The organism is Brevibacterium aurantiacum (genome assembly GCF_007558825.1).
Classification (GTDB): Bacteria; Actinomycetota; Actinomycetes; order Actinomycetales; family Brevibacteriaceae; genus Brevibacterium; species Brevibacterium aurantiacum_A.
The window spans coordinates 110,807-129,235 of the sequence record NZ_VLTK01000010.1 but is presented as its reverse complement, the minus strand read 5'-3'; the positions used below and the strand labels follow the sequence as shown (position 1 = coordinate 129,235).

Sequence of the window (18,429 nt, the reverse complement as noted above, 5' to 3'; positions counted from 1 at the left end):
ATTAGAGAAACAGGGCTCAGGCGTTGACGGTGGCGCGCTCCTTCTCGCCCGCTTCGTCACCAGTTGTGGCTGCAGCTGAACCGTGAACGTCAGGCTCAAGCGACTGCTCATCGAACGGGCTGGAGCCATTCAGGGCCGCACGTGCCTGGTCGATGTCGATCTCGTGGGTCCACTTGCCGATGAGCAGGGTGGCCACGGCGTTGCCGGTGAAGTTCGTCAGGGCACGGCACTCGGACATGAACTTATCAATACCGACGATGACGCCCATGCCGTCGAGGAGTTCGGGGCGGTGTGACTGCAGGCCCGCGGCCAGAGTTGCCAGTCCCGCACCGGAGACGCCGGCGGCACCCTTCGAGGCGATGATCATGAACACCAGCAGCGAGATCTGCTCGCCCAGGCTCATCGGCATGCCCATGGCGCTGGAGACGAACAGAGATGCCATGGTCAGGTAGATGGCGGTGCCGTCGAGGTTGAACGAATACCCGGTGGGCACGGTGATTCCCACGACGGGCTTCGAGACTCCAGCGTGTTCCATCTTCGCAATCAGACGCGGCAGAGCCGACTCGGACGAGGAAGTCGAGAAGATGAGCAGGAACTCTCTAGCCAGGTACTTCAGCAGCAGGAAGATGTTGAGGCCGGTGACGACCTTGAGGATGGAGCCCAGGACGATGACGATGAACAGGGCACAGGTGAGGTAGAAGGCACCCATGAGGGTTGCCATCGCACCGATCGCGGCCCACCCGGTCTTGCCGACGACTGCGGCGATGGCACCGAAGGCACCGACGGGAGCGGCCCACATGATCATCATCATGAGCTTGAAGACGACGGCCTGGATGTGGCCGATGCCCTTGAGGACCGGTTCGCCGGCCTTGCCCATCGACTGCAGGGCGAATCCGACGAGGAGGGCGAGGACCAGGGTCGGCAGGACCGCGATGTCACCGGGGATGAGGCTCATGAGGAAGTCAACGGTCCCGTTGGATTCTCCGCCGGCGGCCGCCTCGTAGGGTTCGAGCTTGAGACCCTCACCCGGGTGGATGAGGTTGCCGACGACGAGGCCGATGACCAGGGCGAAGGTGGCCATGATGAGGAAATAGATCAAAGCGATGCCGCCGACTTTGCCCACGGTGGCCGCCTTGGCCACAGAGCCGACGCCTAGGACGATGGTGCAGAAGATGATCGGGGCGATGATCATCTTGATGAGTGCGATGAAGGCCTTGCCCAGCGGTTCGAGCGCCTTACCGGCTTCGGGGGCGATGAGTCCGATGGCGGCACCGGCGAACACGGCGATGATGACCATGATGTAGAGCCAGTGCGTACGGTCCTTCTTGCGCTGGGGCGGGGTGGGATCCGCCTCGGCGACGGTGTTGTCTGATGGCAACGTTGCCATGTCTCCTCCTTGAGTGGTGGTGCTCGCGACATCGGGCCGCGAAGAATTTCTCCATGAGCATTCCAGAGACTGTGACGGCTGTCTCGGTTGCGTTCATAGTGTTCATGGCCGCGATCACATCGTCGACTATTGTGGGGCTGTACGACATGACGAAACGAAGGGAATGCTCATGAGACTCGATACAGCACTTCTGCGCGCCGTTCCCGGTGCGTTCATCCTCAACTCCGGCATCGGCAAGCTCGGCCTCGATGAGGAATCCGCCGCCGGCCTGCAGCAGATGGCTGCCAACGGTGTCCCATTTGTTGAAGAGATGACCCCCGCCCAGTTCGGGAAATTCCTGTCCTACGGTGAGATCGCCGTCGGTGCCGCACTGCTGCTGCCCTTTGTTCCCACCCGTATCGCCGGTGCCGCTCTGACGACGTTCTCCGCCGGGCTCGTTGCGAACTACTTCTCTATCGACTCCATGACCCAAGACGACGGCATCCGCCCCTCCGAGTCAGGCACCGCCGTGGCCAAGGACACCTGGCTGGCCGCGATCGGGCTGGCTCTGATGTTCACGACCGGAGACAAGAAAAAGAAGAAGCTCAAGAAGTAATTCTCATCGAGGCCATGAGTCACCGAGAGCCGCCGGGCCAGGGCGCAGGCAACGCAGTTGCACCCTGGCCCGGCGGCTCTTCCGCATGCAGCTGGCGCTCATCGCCCTCGATTGCCCCGCAACGTCGGCTACGAGCAATGCGACGACGCGGACGAACGCTGCCGTCGCGACCACAGACCTACGGCGGCGTCGTGGCCCCGGCCAGGCGCGGCCGCGGGCATTCGTCAAGGAACGCACCCATGCTGCTGGCTCAAGTCTGCGCCGTAGTTTCCCGCTGATCACTGATATAGGTACGGCCTATAGCTTCTAGCAATGGTTTCGTCTTGTTCGCATTCATCGAAGTTGAGATTCTGAAACAACAATCGTCAACGGAGATGAGTCCATGCACAAAACACAGGTTTCAGACATTCCGACCGGCACAAAACCGTCGGTCGGCATCACCCCGACCCGGCGGGATTGGGTCATTGTCGCGCTGCTCCTGGTGTTCTTCACCCTGAACTTCGCAGACAAAGCCTCGATTGGTTTCAGCGCTACCCAGATCAAAACAGACCTGGGGATAGGTGACTCGGAGTACGGGCTTCTCAGCAGCGGCTTCTTCTGGCTCTTCGCAGCCGGTGCCGTCGGCATTGCCGCACTCTTCAAGTGGATCAACCTCTTGTGGGCAGCGCCCGTCCTGATGCTCGCTTGGGTTGCCACGATGATCCCATTGACCATGGAAACCAGCTTTTTGGTTCTGTTCCTCTCCCGGATGGTTTTGGGATTCTTCGAGGGGCCCGCTCACGCGTTGTGCCAAGGAATCGTCGCACTGAGATTCCCTGCAGAGAAGCGCGCACTGGCCGGTGCCATCGTCAACGCGGGATCATCATTGGGCCCATTGCTCAGCGCGCCGATTCTGACCTGGATCATCGTCAAATATCACTGGCACGCTGCGTTCATGGTCCTGATCGCGGTCGGACTCATCTGGGTCGGTATCTGGTGGTTCGTCAACCGGGGAAAAATGCAGATGTTCAATTCCAATCTGCCTGCCGGTGAACGCATCCGCCTCGAAGATACCAGCGGCCGAGCCGACCCTAATGGGGGCATCACGGTTCCGTTCTACTATTACTTCCGGTTGAGTTCGTTCTGGGGTCTGGGAATACTGAGCTTCGGCGGTTACATCATCACCTCCGCCAAGACCTCCTGGCTGCCTGTGTTCATGCACGAAGGTTTGGGGTACTCCCAGGAACTGACGGGCACACTGGTGACTCTGCCTTACGCCTTCGCCGTCGTTGTCCTCATCTCTTCGGGCGCACTGTCCGGGTGGCTGATCAAACGAGGCTTCTCCTCGAAGTTCGCCCGCAGCTACCTCACCGCATTCGCCCTGATCTTCGCTGGTGTCAGCTTCATCATCTTCAGCTCCATCGATTCGGGTCTCATCCAAAGTATCTTCGTCGTCGCCGCCTTCTCGATCAATAGCGTGGCCTTCTCGATTGCGTTCGCCGGTGCAGCGGACTTTCTGCCTGCCAAGCAGCGAGTTCCCTTCTTCGGGTGCATCATCGGCTTCTACAGCATCGCGGGGATCTCGGCTCCCTACGTGATCGGACTTCTGGTCGACAGTGCCTCGAGTGTTGAAGCCGGATACGGTCTGGCGTTCCGCGTCGTCGGGGTCGCCATCATCGTCTGTGCACTACTGGGCGGAAGTCTCCTAGATCCAGAGAAATCGCGTCGCAAGCTGTTGGCTGCGAGCGCTATATACGCAAGCCGCAAGGAGAACTGAATGAGTACGCAGCCACTGCAGGGTCTGACGATTCTCGACCTCGGACAGTATATTTCTGCTCCACTCGCAGGCCAGAACTTCGCAGACATGGGGGCCCAGGTCATTAAGATCGAACCACCACATGGTGAGCAGGCCCGTAACATCGGTCTCTTCGGAGACACGATGGTCGAAGCGTGCAACCGCGGGAAGACCAGTTGCGCGCTTGACCTCAGCACTGAAGAAGGTCGAGCGACCTTTTACGACATGGCCGCCACCGCCGATGTGGTCATCCACAACTTCCTGCCTCGAACCGCAGTGAAACTGGGAGTTGATTGGTCGACACTCTCGCAGCGTTTCCCTCAGCTCATCTGCGGAGTGGTCTCCGGTTTCGGGCGCTTGGGCCCACACGCCGGAAGCCCAGGTTTGGACATTATGGCCCAGGCCGAATTCGGGGTGTTGGGCCTGACCGGCGAAGCCGACGGAGAGCCTCAGCGAGTCGGCTTCGCCGTCGCCGACGTACTCGCATCCCACGCATTGACCAGCGGAGTGCTCGCCGCAGTCGTCGCTCGTGACCGTGACGGGCATGGCTCTTTGGTTGAGACCTCTCTGATGGAAGCCACCGTTCATGCCCAGGGCGCCCAATGGGCCGAGTACGCAATGACGGGGCAAGCACCGACTCGCAAAGGCAATGGCCAACAGCATGCTGCCCCCGCTGCCGAAGTCATCACCGTGAACGGGTCAAGCTTCGTCCTCTCCGCATACACGGATGCGAAATGGTCTGCTCTGTGTCGGGCCATCGGCCGAGAAGATCTCCTCGGCGATGACAGGTTTGCCACGAACAGATGCCGAGTAGAGAACCGACCGGCCCTACTCGAAGCAATCGCCGATGCTCTGAGCGGAATGAGCGCGGTCGCCGCGGTGGACATGCTCCGTGAGTCGGGGATCGTATGCGGACTGATCAGGACCCTGGACGAGATCCGCGAGGATCCGGATCTGCAAGCAGGCGGGATGCTGTCTGAGGTCGAATCATCGGCTGGAGAATGGCTGCTGCTACCGACCCTTCCCGTTGTCTTCAATGGCGAGCGTGGCAACTCGACCCAGGGCGCCCCGCCCGTCGGTGCAGGCATCCGCGTGACGAACTGACGCACTCCCACAACCACGCTCGCACCAATAGGCCTGCCTGCCAGGCCCTCAAACGCTGTTCCACAGCCCCTCCCGACCGTTTTAGAAAGAGTTAGAAATGATTGACCCAGCTATCAAAGAACTGAATTTCTCGGAGTATCTGGAACAAGTCGCCGCATTCACAAGCGAGGTGCTCATCCCGGGCGAGGCCGAAATGGTTCGGACCGGGGCCGTACCCGAACGGATCGTCGAGGACATGAAATCCTTGGGACTCTTCGGAATCTCCATCCCCCGAGAACTCGGTGGTCTGGCCTGGTCCATGGAAGAACAGGTCAAGCTGACCCTGGAATTCACCCGAGCATCGGCCGTGTACCGTTCGCGATTCTCCACCGTCATCGGCCTCTGCTCACAGGGGCTCAACGAATTCGGAACACAGGAACAACGGGAAAAGTGGCTGCCGGCGATGGCCGGGGGCGACACGGTCACCGCATTCGGATTGACCGAACCGGAGGCAGGCTCGGATGCCAAGGCGCTGGGCACTCACGCGCGGAAGACCGCTGACGGGTGGGTGCTCAACGGCGGTAAGCGATACATCACCAATGCCGCCTGGGCAGACCAGCTATTCATCTTCGCGAACACGGACGAGGCGGAGGACCCCAGCTGCTTCATCGTTGACCGGTTGAGCGAGGGAGTGACAACGCGGGCCGCCGACATGATGAACGGTCATGAAACCGGCCCAGTTGCGGAAATCGAACTCAATGAGGTCGCGGTACCTGCCGACGCGCTGGTCGGAGACGCCGAAGGAACCGGAATGAAGATGGCGCTGCGGGGAATCAATCACGCCCGAATGCACGTGGCAGCGACCGCTGTCGCGCAAGCCACACGGATGCTGGAAGAAACCGTTGCCCATGTCAGCCAACGCGCTCAGTTCGGGGCTCCGCTGGCAGACCTCGGCGTCGTGCAGAACACACTGGGCGAGTGTTTCGCGCAGCTCGAAGCCGGCCGAGCTCTGACCTTGGAAAGTGCCCGTACCTTCGACGAAGGCATCATCGCCCGGCATCGGATCTCGGCCGCAAAACTGTACTGTACAGAAATGGCCAGCCGAGTCGCCGACGAATGCGTTCAACTGCTCGGTGGTGAAGGAATCGTCGGCCCCCACCCTGTTCCACGAATGTGGCGAGACGTTCGAGGCCTGAGGATCTACGAAGGATCGTCGCCGATCCATCGCAGAAACCTCGGTCGAGCGATGATCAAACAGATGGCGAAGTACGAGACGCTGCCCGACTCCTACCGTGTGAAATAGAATTGGAGGATGGAACTCAGGCACCTTGAGTATTTCGTCGCTGTCGTCGATCACGGCGGAGTCAGCCGAGCTGCAGAGGCACTGCACGTCGCACAACCGACCATTTCTCAAGTGCTGAGGGTTCTCGAACGAGAACTCAAAGTCGATCTGTTCGTGAGGACTGGCCGGAGGCTGACTCCGTCTCCGGCCGGACTGGCATTGGTCTCCGATGCACGCAGGGCGCTGCGGGGTGTCTTAGCGGTGTCGGATCATGCCAGAGAGATCCAGGATGCAAAAACGGGGATCCTGACCATCACCACGATGCCAGAGCTCTCCAGTGACGCGCTCGTCTCGTGGGCATCGGCCTTCATGCGCAGCAATCCTGAACTCCAATACTCCATCTCAGAGGCTGATAGTGCTGCGGGCCTGGCGGCTGCGGTGGAAACCGGGCATTCGGAACTCGGGTTCACTTCATTGCCGATAGCCGAACACCCACAGTTATCTTCCTTGACGATTGGGACGCAGAGACTCCTGCTCGTAGCACCACCGAAGTCTGCTCATTCCTTGGCTGATGTCTCTGAGATGGACGTCGTCAGGATTTCAGAGCTCCCAGAGATTCCCATTGCGGTCTCCCACCTGGCAAACCGGGAGAACACCGCAGTGGCAAAAGTGTTCGAAGAATGTGGAGCGAAATTCACCCCGCAGGCCATCTGCCCAAACCGTTCGACCCAGTTGGCATTCGTGCTCAGCGGAGACATGTTCACGTTCCTCCCGCTGCGCATGGCACTTACTGCATATCGGCAGGGCGCGACGATCTTCGACACGGATCCCCTCATCGAAAGCCCCTTCGGCTTCGTCTTCCGACGGTCCGGACTGAGCCAGGCCGCCCACCAGCTCATGGAATCGTGCCAACAGTCATTGAAAGGCTGGACCGATGCGACAGAGAACGGGTTCGCCAAGCACGGGTCATATGCGGCTGCGATCCGAGATCTGGCAACCCGAGGGTAGGCTCGCATAGATTGTGTCTGCAGCGCGGTCGCCTGACCCGCTGAAGAGAACAGGAGCGAAGAGCTTGATGGACGACTCATGAGGAGCATGAAGCTGATGCCGTTGGCGCGCAGGCTCTTCTTCATGCAGCTGGCGCTCATCGCCGTCGTCTGCGTCGCACTGTCCATCACCAGCTACGTCTCGACGCTGGGCTCTGCTCGGCAGGCGACCTCGGAACGGGTGCTCTCCATCGCCGAGACTCTCGCCCATGACCCCTTCGTCATCTCCTCGGTGGAGGACGCCGATGCCTCGGCGAAGCTGCAGCCCTATGCGCTGACCGTCATCGACACCGCTGAGGTCGACTTCGTGACGATCATGGACCGCGACCGCACCCGCTACACCCACCCGGACCCCCAGCAGTTGGGCAAGGACTATATCGGCAGCATCGACCAGGCCCTGTCTGGTGAGAGCCAGGTCGAGGAGTACGAGGGAACCCTAGGGGAGTCGGTGCGCGCGATCGTGCCCGTCACCGACTCATCCGGTGAGGTCACAGCCATGGTCGCGGTCGGGGTGACGCTGGAGACTCTGTCGGTGGCCCGGGCCGCCGCACTGCCGCAGATCATCATCGTCGGACTTGCCGCGATCGGCCTCGGTGGGTTGGGCTCTTGGATACTCAGCCGCTACCTGCGCCGAGTCACCCTCGGCTACGGGCCCGAGCAGCTCAAGTCCCTGTTCGCGTTCTACGACTCCGCGCTGCATTCGCTGCGCGAGGGCCTCATCCTCGTCGACGATGATGGGCAGCTGGTCCTCTACAACGATGAGGCCGCTGAGCTGCTGGGTCTGCCCGATCCCGATGACCGCACCCCCATTCCCCTCGCCGAGGTGGCCCTGCCTCAGTCCGTGTCATCGTTGTTGTCGTCGGGTCGGGATGCCGTCGATGAGATCCACCTGACCCGTGACCGGGTGCTCGTGGTCAACCAGAAGCAGGCGAGCCAGCCCGATCGTGGTGCGCTCGGTTCCAGCTCCAGTTCTGGAGGAACCGTGGCGACCCTGCGTGATCGCACCGACATTCAGGAACTCACCGGTGAGCTCGAGACGATGCGGACGCTGTCCGAGGCACTGCGGGCCCAGACTCATGAGCATTCGAACCGTCTGCATACCGTGGCGACGTTGATTGAGCTGGGGCGTTCGCGGGAGGCCTTGGACTTCGCGGTTCGGGATCAGCAGGAGTCGCAACGGCTGACCGATTCGTTCGTCGATTCCCTTGACGAACCATTTATTACGGCACTCATGATCGGCAAGGCCGCCCAGGCTCACGAGCGCGGCATCGAACTGACCGTCACCGCTGTTGGTGAGCTTCCGCCGAGCAGCCTGGACGCCCGCGACCTGGTCACCGTGGCCGGCAACCTCCTCGACAACGCCTTCGATGCTGCAGCGGATTCTGAAGAGCGACATGTGTGGGCGGACTTCGTTGCCGCCGACGGGGAACTCATCATCACGGTTGCGGACTCGGGGCCGGGGATCGACACGGAGGAGATCGACGCGATCTTCCATCTCGGCACCTCTGCGAAGGCCGCTCCGGCTGGATCCGGTGGGCGCGGGTTCGGATTGGTGCTGGTGCGCCAGGCTGTGACGAGACTCGGCGGTGATCTCGAGGTCGAATCCGACGGGGGAGCGATCTTCACGGTGACATTGCCGCTGACTGCCGATAGCCTCGGCGAGGGTGGCAAAGATGCCGGGAACGAACAGGGAGGAGGCGATGATGGCCGATGAACGCGACCTGCGTGTGCTCATCGTCGAAGACGACCCGATGACTGCCGAGGCTCACGCGGACTTCGTGCGCCGGGTGCCCGGATTCGTCGTCGCCGGTACCTGCCTGTCCGGTCACGATGCGCTTGAAAAGTTTGAGTCTTTCGGAGTGAGTGGGGAGCCGGTCGACATCGTGCTGCTGGATATGAATCTCACCGATTCGCACGGGCTCGACGTGGCCAAGCGCATGAACGCCAAGGGCTACGGTGCCGACATCATCGCGATCACTGCGGTACGCCACCTGCAGGTTATCCGCTCGGCGATCTCGAGCGGGGTGACGCAGTATCTGATCAAGCCGTTCACCTTCACCATCTTCCGCGAGAAGCTGGAGAACCAGCGGGATTTCCGCCTCAACCTCGACGGTTCCGGCGCCGGTTCCTTGGCCACGCAGGCCTCGGTGGACAACGCGCTCAGCGCCCTGCGTTCGGTCTCCTCGGGCCGCTTGCCCAAGGGGTTGATCGAGGAGACGCTGACGGCGATCTCTGGTGTCGTGCGGGATGCTTCCTCGGCGGTATCAGCGACTGAGGTGGCAACGACCTTGGAGCTCTCTCGGGTGACGGTGCGCCGGTATCTGGAGCATCTGGTGAAGACGAAGCAGGCGGTCAAACAGCCGCGGCATGGGACGCCGGGCCGGCCCGAGTATGAGTACCGGTGGGTGTGAGAGCCTGTACTGCTCTGGTCCTCGAGCATCGAATGGCCGAGAGTCGCTCACTCGGAGTGTTTAGCCGGACCGCGCAGGCTTGAAGCGATCTTTTCGGCGCACTCGCGTAGAGGTGTGACAACGGTTGATTCCAATTGTGACCGATCAAATCGGGAGGTGGGGAAGACCGTGGACAAGGCGATCGAGGGCGAGTGAACCCTAGGGACGAGGACGGCGACGCCTCCCATTCCGATGTCGAGCTCATCAGCCGAGTTCGACCAGCCGCTGCTCTTTGCTGTCTGGATCTGCGACCGGAACTCTGCCTTGTTCGTGACGGTCCACGGCGTGTACTGCTGGAAGGGCGTGTTAACGAGATAGTGCTCCAGATCGTTGACGTTCAAGTCCGAGAGCAAGATTCTCCCTGCCGAGGTGACATGCGCCGGGGAGCGACCCCCTACAGGAACGTTGACATGCATCGGGCGTGGAGCGGTGGCGCGTGCGATGTAGCGAACGTCGAAATCGTCGAGAACCGCCAATAGAACTGATTCCCCGAGCTCGCGGCTGAGCGCCTGCAAGTGGGGCTCCGCCAATCCCACGAGTTCGAGGCTGGAGAGGTAGGAGAACCCCAGGTCAAGCACTCGTGGAGTCAGGGCAAAGCGTCGTCCCCGTTGCCTCATATATCCCAGGTCGACGAATGTGAGCAGGATGCGACGAACTGTAGCCTTACCCAGTCCAGTCGCTTCGGCAGCCTCAGTGAGGGTGCGATCAGGGTGATCGGCGTCGAAGGCGCGTAGGACGATGAGTCCGCGTTCAAGGGACTGCAGAAAATAGTCCGGTCGGGTGGGGTCGGGCATTGAAGGCTCCTTGAGACGTCGTCGGGAGACGATGGATCAGCAACGGAACGAACAGTTCATAGTCCGGCGTTGACAACCCGGGCAAGTGTGAATATGATCCTGTGCGCTATACGAATAATAGTTCGCTCAGAGAAACTTGTCCAAGGTTCCCTCAAAGACGTAAGGAATCATGATGGCCACATCAGAATTCACTTCGGCAGCGCAGAAGTCGGCGCGCCGGGCAGCATTCGGCAGTTTTGCCGGAGCTGTCATAGATTGGTACGACTTCATCCTCTACGGTTTGGTCGCCGCACTGGTATTCAACACGGAGTTCTTTCCGGATATCAGTCCCGTAGCTGGAACACTTGCGGCATTCGCTACCTTCGGAGTCGGTTTTCTCTTCCGTCCTCTTGGCGGAATCGTGTTCGGCCACTTCGGCGACCGTATCGGCCGGAAGCGAATGCTGGTTCTCACCATGATCATCATGGGCTCAGCAACTACTCTTATCGGGTTTTTGCCCGGCTATGAGTCCATTGGCTGGGTGGCGCCGGCGCTGCTGGTGTCCCTTCGGATTATTCAGGGTTTTGCTGTCGGCGGCGAGTGGGGCGGAGCCGCACTGCTGGCGGTGGAGAACGCTCCTCGAACCAGGCGGGCCTTCTATAGCTCAGGAGTTCAGGTCGGCTATTCCGTCGGCCTGATCCTGGCTACCGGCTCGGTGCTCGCAGTGCGTCATTTCACTACTGATGAGCAGTTTGTCGCCTGGGGGTGGAGGATCCCCTTCATCGCAAGCATCGTCCTCGTCGTCGTCGGACTCATCGTCCGTGCGAAGGTGGAAGACGACGCAGGGGTGGCCGCCCGGGTGGCAGCCGCTGAACTCGAGGCGGAGAAAACTCACAAGAGGCGAATCCCCTTGTTCGAGGCACTGCGGGCACACCCTGGAGCCTTCTTGCGGATCTTCGCAATGCGCTTGGCCGAATTGATCTCGGGCTACATCGTCATCACTTTCGCTGTTTCCTATGGATCGACTTACGGCGGATTCAGCGAGGACTTCATGCTCAACATAGGTCTCATAGTCGGTTCTCTCGGTATCGTCACAATCCCGACCTTTGCCTATCTCTCCGATCGTTTCGGCAGGCGCAATGTCTATCTCATCGGTTCACTTGTCGGCGTTGCCGGTTCAGCGCCCTTCTTCCTTGCCATCGAGTCAGGGTCGACTATCGCTGTCATCATCGCGGCCGTTGTGCTTTTCAATATCGCCCACGACATGGTGGTCAGTGCTCAGCAACCGCTATTCACCGAAATGTTCGGAGCCGAGTTTCGCTATAGCGGTGCTGGGGTCGGCTATCAAGTCGCCAGTGCCGTCGCTGGCGGATTCACCCCGTTTATCGCGACGGCCCTCGTCGCCGCAACCGGCGGGTCCTGGTATTTGGTGGCGGTCTACTTGGGCCTTGGATGCCTGATCTCGTTTTTCGCGGCGTTGAAAATCCGCACCCCTAAGCAGAAGGAAGTAGTAGCACATGAACCAACATCGGTTTGAGTTGAGTCCCGCCCGCCGGCTATGGGGTCACATCGAAGACGGTCACATCATTGCGGCACCCGGGGCATACGACTCGTTGAGCGCGCGGCTTGTCGAGCAGGCAGGCTTTGACGCTGTCTACCTGACCGGTCTGGGAGCGACTGCGAGTCGACTAGGTGCGCCCGATCTAGGGCTGCTCTCGCAGACAGAGATGACTGAGCACGCGAGAAACATGACTCGTGCCGTTTCGATTCCAGTCATCGCCGATGCTGATACCGGCTACGGAGGTCCTGCGAATATCGAACGTACCATCCAAGAGCACGTCCAGTCGGGTGCCGCAGCGATTCACCTCGAGGACCAAGCTCTGCCGAAGCGCTGCGGTCAGCTTGGTGGTTTACGCCTCGTTGACGCGGAGACTCACGCCCGAAATCTGCGTTGTGCGATCGAGGCCCGGGGAAATGCCGATCTATTGATCATCGGTCGAACCGATGCAATCGGCCCATTGGGGACCGCCGAGGCGGTGAGACGCGCGTCGATATATCAAGAGGCCGGAGTGGACCTTGTGTTCGTCGACGGCATCACGAAGATCCGCGAGGTGGAAGAAGTGGCGGCGAAGGTCCCCGGACCAAAAGTGGTCTCCATCGTCGACGGTAACGAAACCACGGCTTTGACCAAACGCGACCTAGCGGATCTGGGATTCAGCGTGGTGTTCTACGCGGTCACTGCACTTTTCACCGCAACCCAAGCGGTTTCAGACGCCTTGGCTGCATTGGCGGTCAACGGGTCACCGGGACACGGACCCACAGCAGCGAGCTATCCGGAGTTCGCTCAAGTGGTCGGTTTGCCAGCGTTCGAGCGACTCGATCATGACTATGGAATAGAAGGCAGGAAATGAAAGGGACCGTCGTCGTCACAGACTATGAATTCGCAGATCTGGAGCTTGAGATGGGGATTCTCAATAGTGCAGGGTACGAGATGATCCCCGCCCAGGCCCGCACTGCCGCTGATCTCATTGAGGTGTGCGCGCCAGCCGATGGCGTCATCAATCAATATGCGCAGATCAGCAAAGAAGTGATCGCAGGACTGGACAGGGTCAAGGTGATCTCGCGCTACGGCATCGGCGTGAACACAATCGATGTGAACGCAGCAACGAAGGCTGGTATCGCCGTCGCGAATGTGCCTGACGGATCACTCAATGAAGTGTCGGAGCATGCGGCAGCCATGATTCTGTCTCTGGCTCGTGGATTAGGAGAGCTCGGCACCTCTGTGCGCTCGGGCGGGTGGGACTACACAGCCGCGGGCGATCTTTTTCGGATTTGCGGACGAACCCTGGGGCTGATCGGATTCGGCAATATTCCGCAGAAACTGGTTGGCAAGCTCTCTGGATTCGGGCTCAATGTCATCGCTTATGATCCGTACGCTGATCCCGCAGTAGCGGCTGCCTGCGGAGTGCACCTTCTTTCTCTCGATGAGGTGCTCACCGCAGCCCATTTCGTGTCTATCCATGTCCCGCTCATTCCGGCCACTGAACACCTCATTGGTGCTCGGGAGCTTGAAATGATGCGTTCAGATGCAGTACTGATCAACACTTCACGTGGTCCTGTGGTCGATGAGTCTGCTCTGGTGGCCGCTCTGCGTTCGCGGCAGATCATGGGTGCAGGGCTGGACGTATTCGAATCTGAACCGCTGTCGGCGCAGCACCCTCTCTGCTCGCTTCCTAACGTGGTACTCAGTCCTCACACTGCCTGGTACTCCAAGGACTCGGAAGTGGAGATTCGGCGCAAGGCCGTCGAGAACGCAATTGAGGTTCTCGATGGTCGCAATTGCTCCCGGCTAGTCAACAGGGTTGGTTCCGGGGCTCTGTGAGGGACCTCAGCATTTGACCAAAGCTTGTGGCAGAGCATTTGCATCACCCGAGGCAAATGAACAAATAGTTCGCGGTGTGATCAGGTGGTCACCGCGAGGTTTTCAGGTTGCAGTTGACAAACGGGCGCGCAATTAGTGGCCCGAAGCGAGTCTTCCGAAGCGATCGAGGCGAAGGTAGAGGAGACATTGACGGGCACAGGTAGCCACGACATTCGGTGACGATGCGGAGGTACCTAGAGATGCGTCAGTGGCAGTAGTGCCACCGACCGAAGTCATGGCAGTGGATTCCTTCGTCCTCGTCGTTCGAGCCAGTTGTCGTGTCGTCAGAGCCAGGCTCTTTTTCACCCGGGTTCGGCTGCTCGCTGGGACTGGGCGACTCCTCCCCGGAACCGGAATCGTCCTCATTCGATTCCGGCTCGTCACCTGGGCTGGGTTCTCCGTCCGAATCGGGCTTCTCTGCGGGTGCCTCGCCGTCGTCACCGTTCGGGCGCCCGTCAGAGTCTGTTTCGCTGGTTGCCTTACTGTCCCTGGCATCGACCACTTCCTTGGAAGGTGGAGTCGGCTCTTCGGCATCGGCAGGGGATTCCTGCGGCCTGTCTGCAGCGCTGTCTGAATCCGAGCCCGGCTGTGGCAAGGGCGTCGCGCTCGGCTCCGGACGAGGTTCTTTCGAGTCCGCTACCTGGTCATCGGCACCCGCGGATTGCGGTGGCTGCTCTGATTCAGCCGAAGGAACGCCAACCGGTTTCTCGAGGCTAGACGGGTCATGAGGAGATGCTTGTGCTGAGGGCCTGTCATTCCGCGGACCATGGTTCTTGCTTCGAGCGGCTGATGGCCGCGGTTGCGGAACCCCGTCGTCCCGACCAGATTCGGTTATCGGGGTGGAAGCGGTCGCTGGAACAGCGGAATCACCGGAAGCGGACGCTGGTTGCGGAGCAGAATCGTTCTGCATCGCGACGATGCCGGCCGAGGTTGCGATTATGGTCGCGGCGGCTGCGATGCAGGCGAGAGCGACCTTCATTGTGGCAGTGCCCCCGGCAAGACCCCCCAGACTGGCACCGGTAGCGCTTGCGCCTACGCCAGCCGTGATGTCTGCCGGGGCTGGTGATGCCCAGGATCCGATATTCGTCCCTGCCCCGGTTCCTTCGCCTGAGGGCGATCCGAGCACAAGGTTCCACATGCTTCCGTCTGCTGTCGGCACTGCACTGGTGGGGAAGTACTCGATTGTGATGAGCGCGGCCGCAATCACCGCAGGGGTCATCCAAGCCTGGAAAGTTGTATTGAGTCCTCGGAGCCTGACTGCCTGAGAGCCGCACTGTGCGCACCAGCTCAGGTGCTCTTCCAGGGATTCAATTCGTCTCTGGCCCAGCTGTCCGCGAACATAACGTGCGAGATTCGCCGCATAGTCACTGCACTCGGGGCGGCTCGGTTCGACATGCTCCTGCAGATAGGCCAGGCGCAGCCCCTCCCTGGCACGTCGGAGCAGCGAACTGAAAGAGTTTGACGATAACTCCATCGATTCCGCCGCAGCAGAGACCGGGACCCCGTCGATGTCGATCATCGTGATCGCAGACTGCCACGAGTCAGGCAGAGTTTTGAACGCTCGGCCCAGCTGATCGCGTTCTGCCACCTCGTCGGCGTAGTCGAGCAATTCCTGGCCTGCGAGAAAGCTCAGCACGTCGGGCTCAACGGCGGTGGTCGCACGAGTCGTGGCCTTACGTCTGTACGATTCGGAACGCACCGCGGCCATGAGATAGGGCTTGAACGAGTCATCAGGCCCGTTTCCATTTCCCCAGGCCTGCCAGATCTTGGCGAACGCCTCGGAGACGGAGTCCTCTGCTCGGCTGCGATCTCGATTAAGCCGCAGAGCCACATGAAGCGCAGGCAACCTGTGCCGGGCGTAGAGCTCTCCGAAGGCCGCCCGACCGGCCGGCGAATTCGGAGAACTCTGCCGGATCTGCGCGCACAGTTCGGAGTCACTGCGCTGAGCGGTGTCGGACGAGTGCTCGAAAGAGGAGCCAAGGTCGTGGAGTGGGGAAGACCACGCCTCGCTCATGCGTGCCACTCGAGATTGGCAGGGTCAGGATACGTCTGTCGAACCAACATGTTGGAGACCTCGAAGAAATGGGGATAACAGTACGGGGTACATCAGGGGTGATGAGACTCTACAGGACTACTCCTGTGTCAAACAAGATTCTGTTCGACGCCGACCGATCCGAAAGGATTCGGCAGTGGGTTTCTGTTTCGAAGAAGAAAAACTTCTAACTCGCGAACGAAAACTAATGCTCATGGGTCTCAGTTAATGAAGAGGCAAAGAATCACCCGCCGCTTCACTGTCGAGACGGCGGCTGGGATGCGGCTCGCCTCGACAACCCCCTCTGAGTCTTGAACTCATTCCCAGTGAGGTCCTGCAGGTTTAGGTGCCTGCAGGACCGTCACAACTGACTGGTCCGTGCTTTTCCACTGCCGGTGTCCGATCGTTTCGGTGGCGTTGTCCAGAGCGCTTCCGGTTTCGGAGACTGGGTGGTTCACATGAAGGAGTACCCCTTTGTTCTTACGACGTTACTTGCGAAAGCACGGTGCGACGATACTGGCGGCATCTGTTCTTGCGTCATCAGCGCTGTTCGGCTTTTCGACTGTGCCCGCCCAGGCTGCAGTCGAACCGTTGCCTAATCCCTCATTGCCTGAGAAATGTGGTCTGGACATTAGCGTCGTTCTCGACCTGTCGAACTCATTGTCCGACTCCGATGTCAACGACTCGAAAGAGGCCGCGAAAGCTGTCTCAAGTGGCCTTTCAGGCACGCCAAGCAGAGTGTCCGTCAATACCTTTGCGACTTTCGGACCAGATGGCACCAACGAACCGATTGTCAGCAGCTCTGTTTCAACCTCCGAATCCGTCGATTCTCTGAATCAGCAGATAGATGCGTTGCAACGCGTGCCGCAGGACTCGGGCGGAACGAACTGGGATCGTGGACTTGGCCAGCTCGACGGCAAGAGTCACGATCTGGTGCTTTTCGTGACGGATGGCAAACCCACAGCCTACGGAGAGCCTGGCTCCGAAAGGGGTAACAGCGATCGGGGTACGCGGACAGACCAGATCGATGTCGACAAGGCCGTGGAATCTTCGAACTCTCTGAAATCTCAGGGGTCCAAGGTCGTCGGGCTCGGTGTCGGGAGCGGAATCAACGAAGACAACATCAAGTTGATTTCAGGCCCTGCGGCGAACGACGACTACTATGTCATCTCCGACTATTCAGAACTGACCAAACAGCTCCGTGAGATCGCTGCCAAGAGCTGTCGCGGCTCTCTCAACGTCACGAAACTCATTGACTCAGGAGTTGGCGAACATGGCGCTGAGACGGCGACATACCGTGGCGAGGGCTGGACCATCTCCTCGCCGGATTCAGTCGATGGAGTTGAAAAGCTGACCAACTCTGATGGCACCGTGAGCTTCAAACTGAAGACACCCGCCGACGGTGTTCAGGCAATCGAAGAGCAGCAGGATGGGTATCGGCTGCAACAACAATCGGGAGCGAATGCCGTCTGCACCGCAGATGGGCGAGAAGTCGGAACGAAGAACATCGACAACGGGTTCGAACTGACAGAAACGGTCGACACGGATGCAATCATCTCGTGTCAGCTCGTCAATGAGCAGATCCCGGGTTCTCTGAGTTGGAAGAAGATCGATGAGCGTGGGGATGTCCTGGCCGGAGCAGAGTTCACCCTCACCGGTCCAAACGGGCAAGACTTCGTCGTGGCCGACAACGGAGAACTCGATGTCAATGACGCCGACGGTCAGTTCGAAGTCACTGATCTCGCCTGGGGCGAGTACACGTTGCAGGAGACCCGGGCTCCTGCCGGTTATGAAATCTCCGAAGAAACGCAGACGGTGGCAGTCAACGGCGACGATCTTGAACAGGTCTTCGCCGATGTCGTCAACGAGAAATCAGAGACTGCTACGCCCGACTCCGATGCAAACATGAACGCATCGGCTGATCCAGAGGCCGACGCGGGCGATGACGCATCGGCGAATCCAGACGCTGACGCAAACACCGCAACTGACCCGGGCGCCGATGCCGCTGCGTCGTCCGATCCGGAGGCTGATGAGAACTCCTCCACCGACCCAGAAGCGGACGTCGATGCTTCTTCTGATCCAGGTGCGGAGGCGGATGCGAACTTAGCTGCTGACCCGGAGGGCGGCGTCAATGCCACTTCCGATCCCACAGGGGACGAAACGGGCTCGTCTGACCCGGGCGTGGAGGCGAACGCTGCGTCGAATTCTGATCCGGAAGCTGAGGCTGACGGCTCGTCTGACCCGGGCATCGATGCCAGTGCGACGACTGATCTAGGTGGGGAAAGCGACGCTGCGACTGGTGCGGACCCGTCGAGTAATGCCGAAACCGGTTCGGATGCGAATCACGACTCGACGAGTTCTTCAGGTTCGAATGAGTCTGCAAATGTTGACGGTGCATCTGCAGAGGGCACTGCGTCAGGGGACGAGGACTCCGATGAGGGAAGTGATGGCGGCCACCTGCCGAGAACCGGCGCAGCCGGGACCATGGCATTCGGCGGCCTCGGACTGCTGCTTGTCATCGGTGGCGTCGTCGCCATCATTGTTTCGAAACGGCGGAGCACTCGTCAGGCATGATGTAGATGATTC

14 protein-coding genes are annotated in these 18,429 nt (G+C 60.1%); 11 read left to right on the top strand and 3 right to left on the bottom strand.

Features of this window, described 5'->3' with window-relative positions; genetic code table 11:
• Nucleotides 1–16: 16 nt before the first annotated feature.
• Entirely contained in the window at nucleotides 17–1,387 is a 1,371-nt protein-coding gene (locus tag FO013_RS16575) for a cation:dicarboxylate symporter family transporter (RefSeq protein ID WP_143923660.1), read from the bottom strand.
• 163 nt (nucleotides 1,388–1,550) lie between these two features.
• Between FO013_RS16575 and FO013_RS16570 the strand changes: the two genes are divergently transcribed.
• The 7 genes from FO013_RS16570 to FO013_RS16540 all read left to right on the top strand — a co-directional run bounded on the left by FO013_RS16570 (nucleotide 1,551) and on the right by FO013_RS16540 (nucleotide 9,578).
• A complete protein-coding gene (locus FO013_RS16570) occupies nucleotides 1,551–1,982 on the top strand; it encodes a hypothetical protein (RefSeq protein WP_096162394.1) in 432 nt (143 codons plus the stop codon).
• A gap of 382 nt (nucleotides 1,983–2,364) precedes the next feature.
• Nucleotides 2,365–3,738, top strand: coding sequence for an MFS transporter (locus tag FO013_RS16565; protein WP_143923659.1), 1,374 nt, complete (start codon nucleotides 2,365–2,367; stop codon nucleotides 3,736–3,738).
• Nucleotides 3,739–4,860, top strand: coding sequence for a CaiB/BaiF CoA transferase family protein (locus FO013_RS16560; RefSeq protein ID WP_143923658.1), 1,122 nt, complete (start codon nucleotides 3,739–3,741; stop codon nucleotides 4,858–4,860).
• Nucleotides 4,861–4,957: 97 nt separating this feature from the next.
• Complete coding sequence (locus tag FO013_RS16555; protein ID WP_143923657.1) at nucleotides 4,958–6,142, top strand: acyl-CoA dehydrogenase family protein; 1,185 nt, start codon at nucleotides 4,958–4,960, stop codon at nucleotides 6,140–6,142.
• 9 nt (nucleotides 6,143–6,151) lie between these two features.
• Nucleotides 6,152–7,129 carry a LysR family transcriptional regulator gene (locus tag FO013_RS16550; protein WP_143923656.1) on the top strand — a complete coding sequence of 326 codons (978 nt, stop codon included), beginning with the start codon at nucleotides 6,152–6,154 and terminating at the stop codon, nucleotides 7,127–7,129.
• Nucleotides 7,130–7,207: 78 nt separating this feature from the next.
• Entirely contained in the window at nucleotides 7,208–8,881 is a 1,674-nt protein-coding gene (locus FO013_RS16545) for an ATP-binding protein (protein WP_143923655.1), read from the top strand.
• Nucleotides 8,868–9,578: a response regulator gene (locus tag FO013_RS16540; protein WP_143923732.1), complete on the top strand. Its 711-nt coding sequence runs from the start codon at nucleotides 8,868–8,870 to the stop codon at nucleotides 9,576–9,578. The genes FO013_RS16545 and FO013_RS16540 overlap by 14 nt, the downstream gene beginning before the upstream one ends.
• Nucleotides 9,579–9,625: 47 nt before the next feature.
• On the opposite strand, the gene FO013_RS16535 is transcribed toward FO013_RS16540, so the two are convergent.
• Nucleotides 9,626–10,411: an IclR family transcriptional regulator domain-containing protein gene (locus tag FO013_RS16535; protein WP_143923654.1), complete on the bottom strand. Its 786-nt coding sequence runs from the start codon at nucleotides 10,409–10,411 to the stop codon at nucleotides 9,626–9,628.
• A 169-nt stretch (nucleotides 10,412–10,580) separates the two neighbouring features.
• Between FO013_RS16535 and shiA the strand changes: the two genes are divergently transcribed.
• The 3 genes from shiA to FO013_RS16520 are packed head-to-tail and all read left to right on the top strand — an operon-like array spanning nucleotide 10,581 to nucleotide 13,772.
• Nucleotides 10,581–11,927, top strand: coding sequence for a shikimate transporter (gene shiA / locus FO013_RS16530; RefSeq protein WP_260848214.1), 1,347 nt, complete (start codon nucleotides 10,581–10,583; stop codon nucleotides 11,925–11,927).
• Entirely contained in the window at nucleotides 11,908–12,801 is an 894-nt protein-coding gene (locus FO013_RS16525; protein WP_222103658.1) for an isocitrate lyase/PEP mutase family protein, read from the top strand. The genes shiA and FO013_RS16525 overlap by 20 nt, the downstream gene beginning before the upstream one ends.
• Nucleotides 12,798–13,772, top strand: a complete 975-nt coding sequence (locus tag FO013_RS16520) for a C-terminal binding protein (RefSeq protein WP_143923653.1) — start codon at nucleotides 12,798–12,800, stop codon at nucleotides 13,770–13,772. Before FO013_RS16525 ends, FO013_RS16520 begins: the two co-directional genes overlap by 4 nt.
• Nucleotides 13,773–14,016: 244 nt before the next feature.
• Here the strand turns inward: FO013_RS16520 and FO013_RS16515 are convergent, their stop codons facing one another.
• Nucleotides 14,017–15,825: a sigma-70 family RNA polymerase sigma factor gene (locus tag FO013_RS16515; RefSeq protein WP_143923652.1), complete on the bottom strand. Its 1,809-nt coding sequence runs from the start codon at nucleotides 15,823–15,825 to the stop codon at nucleotides 14,017–14,019.
• A 582-nt stretch (nucleotides 15,826–16,407) separates the two neighbouring features.
• On the opposite strand from FO013_RS16515, the gene FO013_RS16510 reads away from it, so the two are divergent.
• On the top strand, nucleotides 16,408–18,417 hold the full coding sequence (locus tag FO013_RS16510; RefSeq protein WP_260848225.1) for a SpaA isopeptide-forming pilin-related protein: 2,010 nt from the start codon (nucleotides 16,408–16,410) through the stop codon (nucleotides 18,415–18,417).
• Nucleotides 18,418–18,429 lie beyond the last annotated feature (12 nt).

Bases quoted from the DNA above. Each gene is read 5' to 3' on its own strand.
- FO013_RS16515 (WP_143923652.1), bottom strand. From the start codon at position 15,825: ATGAGCGAGGCGTGGTCTTCCCCACTCCACGACCTTGGCTCCTCTTTC.
- FO013_RS16575 (WP_143923660.1), bottom strand. From the start codon at position 1,387: ATGGCAACGTTGCCATCAGACAACACCGTCGCCGAGGCGGATCCCACC.
- FO013_RS16525 (WP_222103658.1), top strand. From the start codon at position 11,908: ATGAACCAACATCGGTTTGAGTTGAGTCCCGCCCGCCGGCTATGGGGT.
- FO013_RS16535 (WP_143923654.1), bottom strand. From the start codon at position 10,411: ATGCCCGACCCCACCCGACCGGACTATTTTCTGCAGTCCCTTGAACGC.
- FO013_RS16565 (WP_143923659.1), top strand. From the start codon at position 2,365: ATGCACAAAACACAGGTTTCAGACATTCCGACCGGCACAAAACCGTCG.
- FO013_RS16570 (WP_096162394.1), top strand. From the start codon at position 1,551: ATGCTCATGAGACTCGATACAGCACTTCTGCGCGCCGTTCCCGGTGCG.
- FO013_RS16560 (WP_143923658.1), top strand. From the start codon at position 3,739: ATGAGTACGCAGCCACTGCAGGGTCTGACGATTCTCGACCTCGGACAG.
- FO013_RS16555 (WP_143923657.1), top strand. From the start codon at position 4,958: ATGATTGACCCAGCTATCAAAGAACTGAATTTCTCGGAGTATCTGGAA.
- FO013_RS16550 (WP_143923656.1), top strand. From the start codon at position 6,152: ATGGAACTCAGGCACCTTGAGTATTTCGTCGCTGTCGTCGATCACGGC.
- FO013_RS16545 (WP_143923655.1), top strand. From the start codon at position 7,208: ATGAGGAGCATGAAGCTGATGCCGTTGGCGCGCAGGCTCTTCTTCATG.
- FO013_RS16520 (WP_143923653.1), top strand. From the start codon at position 12,798: ATGAAAGGGACCGTCGTCGTCACAGACTATGAATTCGCAGATCTGGAG.
- shiA (WP_260848214.1), top strand. From the start codon at position 10,581: ATGATGGCCACATCAGAATTCACTTCGGCAGCGCAGAAGTCGGCGCGC.
- FO013_RS16540 (WP_143923732.1), top strand. From the start codon at position 8,868: ATGATGGCCGATGAACGCGACCTGCGTGTGCTCATCGTCGAAGACGAC.